Below are 8,240 nucleotides of genomic sequence, written 5' to 3'. Positions count from 1 at the left end.
ACACGTAGTATATATTTCATGTAAAATTAAGTGATTTTTAGAGAATATACACGGATATTAATGTATCACTTCCTACTTTAAAAATTGATATTTATCCTTCTGCATATAAACTACTTTATACTATATATTGTAATATTATTTAAAAATTATTACAACATATAGTGATATACAAAATAGTACATATATATGCATATTTTTACATAAACTACAAATAAAATTATAAGTAATAGTATTATTACTCATAAGAAAATAAAAAATATGTATAAATTGAAAAATAAAAAATTTTAATAATAATTTGTATAAAATTATTTCAATAAAATATATAATTATAAATGTACTATAAATAATATTTATAATTATATTGAATAGGTGTGGAGGAAATTATGTATAAGAAGATACCATTTAAAATTAAGGTAATAGTGCTAGGTGCGTTTTGTATAATAGGTATCATAATAGTGTTCTATAATGCTAAACTTAACTGGCAAAGTGACAAACTTAATTATAATAGTAAACAACACAATGCTAGTAATATAAAATCAAGTAAAGTGGATGAAAATAAGTCCTTAAAAGATTCTAAAGAAAATGAAGAAAAACAAAAAGAAGAAGAAAAACAAAAACAATTGAATGATTTATGTGAGCAGGGGTATAATGATTTTGGAGCTAAGAAGTATTCGGATGCTATAGATAAGGAGAATGAAGTTTTAGCCCAAGATGATAACAATTATAGAGCACATGCTATAAAGGGAATAGCTCTTTGTTATTTAGGAGCAAGTACATATAAACAAGGTATAGAAGAGATTGATAGGTCTTTACAAATCAAACCAGATTATGGATATGGAACCTTTAATAAAGCTTTAGCATTAGAATTGTATGGTCATTATGATGATGCTTTAAATTGGTATGATAAAGATTTAAAGATAGAAAATAGAGTATGGAGTTATTATGGAAAAGCTTCTATATATGGTAGAAAGGGAGATGTTGAGAATACAGTTAAAAATTTAAAAATTGCCATAGATATGCAAAATAATATAAGGGATGTAGCCAGGAAAGAAGAGGATTTTGCCAATGTTAGAAACAGTCCAGAGTTTAATGAATTAGTAAAATAATATTGTACTAATAGATTGTATTGAATCTGTTTACAATATATTTTAAAATAAAAGGATTTATTAAAATATAGAATTGTTAAAATGAGAGGATAAATATGTTTGCAGAAGAAAGACAAAGAGAAATCAGTTCGATTTTGAATGAAAAAGGAAGGGTTAAAGTAAACGAGCTATCAGTACATTTTAATGTTTCTGAAGCTACAATAAGAAGAGACCTTCAAGAAATGGATAGAAAAAAACTACTTAAGAAAACACATGGTGGAGCAGTAAAGATTGATATTACTAATTTTGAACCATCTTTTATAGATAAAAAAGATGAAGGACATGAAGAAAAACATTCTATAGGTAAATATGCTGCCAGTATGATAAAAGATGGGGATACAATAATTCTTGATTCAGGTACCACTACGCTAGAAATATCTAAAAATATAACTGCTAAAAACATAATAGTTATAACTAATTCTATAGATATAGCATCAGAATTGTCAAATAAATCAGGTATACAATTAATTTTGACAGGAGGAACACTTAGATTTACAACGAGGGCAATGGTAGGACCTATTTGTGAAGCCATGTTAAGGAATTTTAGAGTAGATAAAGCTTTTATTGGTGCTAATGGAGTATCTTTAACAGATGGGATCACCACACCTAATATAATTGAGGTACAAACAAAAAAAGCAATGATAGCTTCAGCTAATAAAACAATACTTGTAGTAGATAGTTCAAAGCTTGAAAGTGTATGTTTTTCAGTAATAGAGCCGGTTACATCTATATCAACTATTATTACAAGCGGTGATATACCTAAGGAAGTAATTAAAGATTTTATGAGGCTGGGAATTGAATTTATAGTTAGTTAAAAATAATTGATATGGTATTATAAGACGAAAGTAAATTTTAAATTTAGGCTACCTTTTCAAATTATTATAACAATTGTTTGAAAAGGTAGTTCTTTTATTTTTTAAGCTTAATATAGTTAATAAAAGCATAAGGGCATGAACAAACAACGAAATATGATTATTTATGTTTTTATTATTAATTATATGTTCAAAAATATCATAAAAAAGCAAAAAAGTATTGACGTTTTCAAAGTAAAGGTTTACAATAAGAACATAAAACGATATAGAAGTATATAAATGAAAATCTAAATAGGGGGAATTTTATATGGCAACTAAAGATATGTTTTCAAAAGAAAGAATTAATTTCAATCTTAAAGCTAATAGTAAGGAGAAGGTTATAGATGAGCTTATAGAAGTATTATATGAAGATGGTAAAGTGACAGATAAAGAAGAATTAAAAAAAGCTGTAATAAAAAGAGAAAAAGAATTTTCCACAGGAATTGGTATGGGTATAGCTATTCCACACGGAAAATGCTCTGCGGTAAAAGAAGCAACAATAACTTTTGGATTAAGTAAAATGGGAATAGACTATCAGTCAATGGATGACAAACCTGCACATTTATTTTTTTTAATAGCGGTGCCTGAAGAGTCTAGTGATGTTCATTTGAGAGCATTAAGTGAAATTTCAAGAAAACTTATGCACACAGATGTGCGTGAAAAGCTATATAATGTAAATAATTTTGATGAATTTATTAAAATCTTTGAATAATTTATGATGTAATAATAAGAGATTAGGGGGATTATCATGAAAAAACTAGTGGCAGTAACGTCTTGTCCTACTGGTATTGCACATACTTATATGGCAGCGGAGGCACTTCAAATAGCAGCTAAAGAAATGGGATATGAAATTAAAGTTGAAACTCAAGGATCCGTAGGAGCTGAAAATGTTATCAATGAAAACGATTTAAGCGAAGCGGATGCAGTTATAATAGCAGCAGATACAAATGTTGACAAATCAAGGTTTATAGGAAAGCCGCTAATAGAGGTACCTGTTAAAGAAGCAATAAAAGATGCAAAAGGACTTATAAACAAGGCATTAGAGGTAAAAATAACAAATAACAAAGAGCTAATGGAGGATGTAAAAACTATTAAAAAAGAGAATAAGTCAAATAGATCTGGTCCTTATAAACATTTAATGACAGGTGTATCGTTTATGATTCCATTTGTTGCTGCTGGAGGTATACTTATAGCTTTAGGTTTTGCTTTTGGTGGAATTTATGTTTATAATGTGCCTGGTTCATTTGCAGAAATACTATTCTCAACCGGTAAACAAGCGTTTGCACTTATGATTCCAGTTTTAGCAGGATATATATCTTATTCAATTGCGGATAGACCTGGTCTTGTTCCTGGATTTGTAGGCGGAGCTCTGGCAAGTACTATAGGTGCAGGATTCTTAGGTGCTTTAGTAGCAGGTTTCGCAGCTGGATATATAGTTTTAGCTATAAAGAAATTTGTTAAGCTTCCCAAAGCACTAGATGGATTAATGCCAGTTTTAATTTTACCAGTACTTTCTACAGCACTTATTGCTTTATTAATGGCATATATTTTAGGTAATCCAGTAAAGGCAATCAATGATGGATTGTTTGCATGGTTAAAAGGATTACAAGGAGCTAATGCAGCAATTCTTGGTTTGGTACTTGGTCTTATGCAAGCCTTTGATATGGGGGGCCCAGTTAATAAAGCGGCATATGTTTTTGCAACTGGGACAATAGTTGCTGGAGGATCACCAATCATGGCAGCGGTAATGGCAGCAGGTATGGTACCGCCACTTGGAATAGCGCTTGCTACAGTAGTATCTAAAAGAAAATTCACAGAAACAGAAAGAGAAGCTGGAAAAGCTGCCTGGGCATTGGGTGCATCATTTATAACAGAGGGAGCAATACCTTTTGCGGCTGCAGATCCATTGAAGGTTATACCTTCAATTATGGCAGGGGCAGGAGTGACAGGAGCATTATCAATGTTATTTGGTTGTAAACTTTCAGTACCACATGGTGGATTGTGGGTATTAGTTATACCAAACGTAATTACAAATCTTTTAGGATATTTAATAGCAATAATTGCAGGAATAATTATAACAGCGGTTATGCTTACAATTCTTAAAAAGGATGTTATTGAAGAATAATACAAGTGAACATAAAAAAGAGAGGATGTAATTTTTATATCACTCTCTTTTTTACCTTGAGAGAATTTATACATTTTAAATTATAAGTCAGCTCTTAAATAAACTTTAATAATACTATCTTTCAGGTATATATTATTTTAAAATTTCTATACCATATTTTTTGCATTTTAAAGATACAGTCCTATGTGTAATTCCAAGAATTTGACCGGTTTTATTATAACTTTTATATTTTTTCATTGCCAATGTTATTATTTCTCTCTCATAATCTTCTAATTTCATTAGTTCCTCGTTTTCTTTAAAATTAATTAGGCCTTTATTTTTAGGTACAAGGTTTGTTATATACATAGGTAAATCCTTTGCTATAATAATATTATTATCACACATATTAATTGCTCTTTCGATAATATTTTCAAGTTCACGTATATTTCCAGGCCAATGATAATTTTCAAGATACTGAAGACTTTCGCTATCGATGGAATGGATAGGTTTATTTAGTTTTAAACTTAATTTTTTAATAAAATGTTCTACTAATAGGTTTATATCTTCCTTTCTCTTTTTCAGAGGTGGAAGAGGAATTGTTATAACATTTAGTCTATAGTAAAGATCTTCTCTGAAATCACCTGTTTTTATCATTTCTTCAAGGTTTCTATTAGTGGCAGCTATTATTCTTACATCTACCTTATGAGTTAGTAAACCTCCAACACTTTCAAATTCTCTTTCTTGAATTACTCGTAACAGTTTTACCTGCATAGCCTTTGGCATATCGCCGATTTCATCTAAAAATATGGTACCTTCATTAGCTATGCTAAATTTACCCGGTTTATTTTTTAATGCACCAGTGAAAGCTCCCTTTTCATATCCGAATAATTCACTTTCAAATAAATTTTCAGGTATAGCAGCACAATTTATTCTTACAAAAGGTCTATCACTTCTTAAACTATTATTATGAATAGCTTTGGCAACTAATTCTTTACCAGTACCGCTTTCACCTCTTATTAGAACTGTGGAAGTAGTCGCAGAAGCCTTGTCTGCTATAATTAATGCATCTTTTAAAGATGTAGAATTACCTATGATGTTATTGAAGTTACTGCTTAGCATAGTGTGTCTTTTTAGTTCGGATTTATAATAGTTTAACTCTTCTTCAGATTTTTCTAATTTACTAGCCATATCTTTTATTTCATTTACAGTTTTAGATATTGAAATAACTCCTTTAAAATAATTATCTATAAAAATTGGTTCTACAGTTGAAATAATGTTAACATCATTTTTGCTATACAATTTATTTTCTATAGATTTTTTTGTATTAAAAACTTTCATTCTATAACCGTTAGGTGAAATATCTATTAGATCTTTTCCAAGTATATTTGAGGATTTTAGGTTAAAGCTTGTTTCATATGTGGGATTTACATAACTTATTTTTCTATGTTCATCCACAAAACATATTAAGTCATGAGAAGTTTCTAATATTTTTTTAAATTTTTCATTTAGTTCCTTCATACCTATTACTTCGGATATATCCTGAAAAACGCCAATAGCACCTATTACTTCTCCATTTGAGATTATAGGAGATCTATTTACTATAACAATTTTATTATTTATATGTTGAGTTTTACCTAATTGTTTTTTCTTAGAAGAAATAATTAATGGTAGTTCTGATGTTGGAATAATATCTAGAACAGACTTACCAAGGACCTCATCATTATTTTTTTCAACAATATCTAATGCATATTCATTCATGGAAATGATATAAGAATGAGCATCTATTACAATTATACCTAAAGGAATATTTGCAAGAATTTGTTCGTTTGCAATGGTGTTTTGCTCAATAATAGCATCTAAATTAGATATTGGAGTATCATCAAGTTCTAGTCCACTAGTTATGAATTTACAGAGTTCAAGCACTGCTTTTTGGCCATTGTGATTATCTTCTTTGCATGATACTTCAATTATTTCCCCGTTTTGTATTCTTTGTGAAATCAAAGCTAGCATGCTTATTGCCATTGGTTCAACCGCATCATTTTTTTTTATATAAAGATTTATATTATAAATATTTTTAAGTTCAGATGATTTATGGACTATCATAGCAGCAATTCTTGTATGAATGCCATTTTTTGAATTTATTACGATACAATTTTTAAACATAATAACCTCCCTTGGATGTTATTGATAAAAAATAGCATAAATAAGAAAATCGTTGATACTTTTTATCAATTAAATTGTACACCTTATTTTTCAATAAATCTAGTAGACTATTTCAAAAAGTTTCATAAAAAATGTAGAAATATGTTGATAAAAAATATCAATATATGGCATACATAAAAACTCTTTTTATTTAGAAAACTATGATATATAAAGGATTAAGATTTTTAATAAGAGTTGGCACCATTATTGCTTTAATATATTCATATAAAAAATTAGTGTTGGAATTTAGGAGGAATAAAAATGAGAAAAGGGATTGCTGCTTCAAAAGGATATGCCATAGGTAATGTTGTAATAAAAACTAATAATGAAGTTGAGATTACTGATAAAAAAGTAGATGATATAGAGTCTGAAAAGTCAAGATTAAGTACTGCCATTGAAAATTCAAGAGCTCAGTTACAAAAAATAAAAGAAAAAGCAGAAAAAGAATTAGGTGCAGACAAGGCGGCAGTTTTTGAAAGTCACATCATGCTTTTAGATGATCCAGAATTTACTGGAGCTGTTGAAGACAAGATATCATCAGATTCAATAAACGCAGAAAAGGCTGTTTCTGATGTAGTAGAAATGTATATGGGTATTTTTGCTGCAATTGAAGATGAATACATGAGAGAGAGAGCAGCAGATGTTAAAGACGTGGGAAAAAGATTAATTGGGAATCTTGCAGGTACGATAAGTTCAGAGGATAATCTCCAAGAAAATACTGTAATAGTTGCTCATGATTTAACACCGTCTGATACAGCTCAACTTGATAAATCTAAAGTTATTGGATTTTTAACTAATATTGGAGGAAGAACTTCTCATAGTGCTATAATGGCTAGAACTCTTGAAATACCAGCAGTAGTTGGTCTTAATAATATAACAGATACTGTTAAAAATGGAGACTTAGTTATTGTAGATGGAATAGAAGGAGAAGTAATACTAAATCCAGATGAAGCTACATTGAAGATATATACTGAAAGAAAAGCTAAATTTGAAGAGGAAAGAGAAGAACTTAAAAAACTTATAAGTGTAGAGACTAAAACTAAAGCAGGAAAACGTGTTGAGGTTTGTGGAAATATAGGAAAAGCTCACGATGTTGAAGCAGTTTTAGCTAATGGAGGAGACGGTATAGGTTTATTCAGAACAGAGTTCTTATACATGGATAGAGATTCAATGCCAACAGAAGAAGAACAATTTGAATCCTATAAGCATGTTGTAGAAAGAATGGATGGTAGACCAGTAGTTATAAGAACACTTGATATAGGTGGAGATAAGAAACTTCCGTATTTACCATTACCTGAAGAAATGAATCCCTTTCTTGGATATAGGGCTATAAGATTATGTCTTGGTAGAAAAGATATATTCAAGGTTCAATTAAGAGCATTACTTAGAGCTTCAGCTTTTGGTAATTTAAAAATAATGTTCCCAATGATTTCTTCATTAGAAGAATTCTTAGCAGCAAAAGAAGTTTTAGGAGAATGTATGGAAGAACTTAAAACTGAAGGAAAAGAATTCAATGCTGACTTGGAAACAGGAATAATGGTAGAGATACCAGCAGCAGCAGTAATGGCAGATGAACTTGCTAAGTATGTAGACTTCTTTAGTATTGGAACTAATGATTTAATTCAGTATACATTAGCAGCAGATAGAATGAATGAAAATGTATCATATTTATATAATCCAATGCACCCAGCAGTTCTTAGACTTATAAAAATGACAATAGAAGCAGCTCATAAAGAAGGTAAATGGTGTGGAATGTGTGGTGAAATGGCTGGAGATGAAAAAGCTATACCAACACTTACACAATATGGATTAGATGAATTCTCAATGAGTGCATCTTCAATATTGAGTGCAAAGAAATATATAATGAATAATTAATATTATAGTTGTAAAATTCTAGTTTTTAAATTTATATATTATAAAAAATAACATACTACGTGT

6 protein-coding genes are annotated in these 8,240 nt (G+C 29.5%); 5 read left to right on the top strand and 1 reads right to left on the bottom strand.

Annotated elements, in window-relative coordinates; genetic code table 11:
* Positions 1-383 precede the first annotated feature (383 nt).
* The 4 genes from RH99_RS16880 to RH99_RS16865 all read left to right on the top strand — a co-directional run bounded on the left by RH99_RS16880 (position 384) and on the right by RH99_RS16865 (position 4,121).
* Complete coding sequence (locus RH99_RS16880; RefSeq protein WP_010241017.1) at positions 384-1,106, top strand: tetratricopeptide repeat protein; 723 nt, start codon at positions 384-386, stop codon at positions 1,104-1,106.
* Positions 1,107-1,201: 95 nt separating this feature from the next.
* Positions 1,202-1,960 (top strand): DeoR/GlpR family DNA-binding transcription regulator, encoded by a 759-nt coding sequence (locus RH99_RS16875; protein WP_010241014.1) that lies wholly within the window; start codon positions 1,202-1,204, stop codon positions 1,958-1,960.
* A 304-nt stretch (positions 1,961-2,264) separates the two neighbouring features.
* Positions 2,265-2,708 (top strand): PTS sugar transporter subunit IIA, encoded by a 444-nt coding sequence (locus tag RH99_RS16870; RefSeq protein WP_010241012.1) that lies wholly within the window; start codon positions 2,265-2,267, stop codon positions 2,706-2,708.
* 36 nt (positions 2,709-2,744) lie between these two features.
* Complete coding sequence (locus tag RH99_RS16865) at positions 2,745-4,121, top strand: PTS fructose transporter subunit IIC (protein WP_010241009.1); 1,377 nt, start codon at positions 2,745-2,747, stop codon at positions 4,119-4,121.
* Positions 4,122-4,253: 132 nt separating this feature from the next.
* On the opposite strand, the gene RH99_RS16860 is transcribed toward RH99_RS16865, so the two are convergent.
* Positions 4,254-6,263 carry a sigma 54-interacting transcriptional regulator gene (locus tag RH99_RS16860; RefSeq protein ID WP_010241006.1) on the bottom strand — a complete coding sequence of 670 codons (2,010 nt, stop codon included), beginning with the start codon at positions 6,261-6,263 and terminating at the stop codon, positions 4,254-4,256.
* Between the two features lie 300 nt (positions 6,264-6,563).
* Here RH99_RS16860 and ptsP point away from each other — a divergent pair, with 300 nt between their 5' ends.
* A complete protein-coding gene (gene ptsP, locus RH99_RS16855; protein WP_010241005.1) occupies positions 6,564-8,177 on the top strand; it encodes a phosphoenolpyruvate--protein phosphotransferase in 1,614 nt (537 codons plus the stop codon).
* The last annotated feature ends 63 nt before the right edge of the window (positions 8,178-8,240 follow it).

This window comes from Clostridium arbusti SL206, from assembly GCF_000246895.1.
Classification (GTDB): Bacteria; Bacillota; Clostridia; order Clostridiales; family Clostridiaceae; genus Clostridium_I; species Clostridium_I arbusti.
This window is presented reverse-complemented; position numbering and strand designations above follow the sequence as displayed.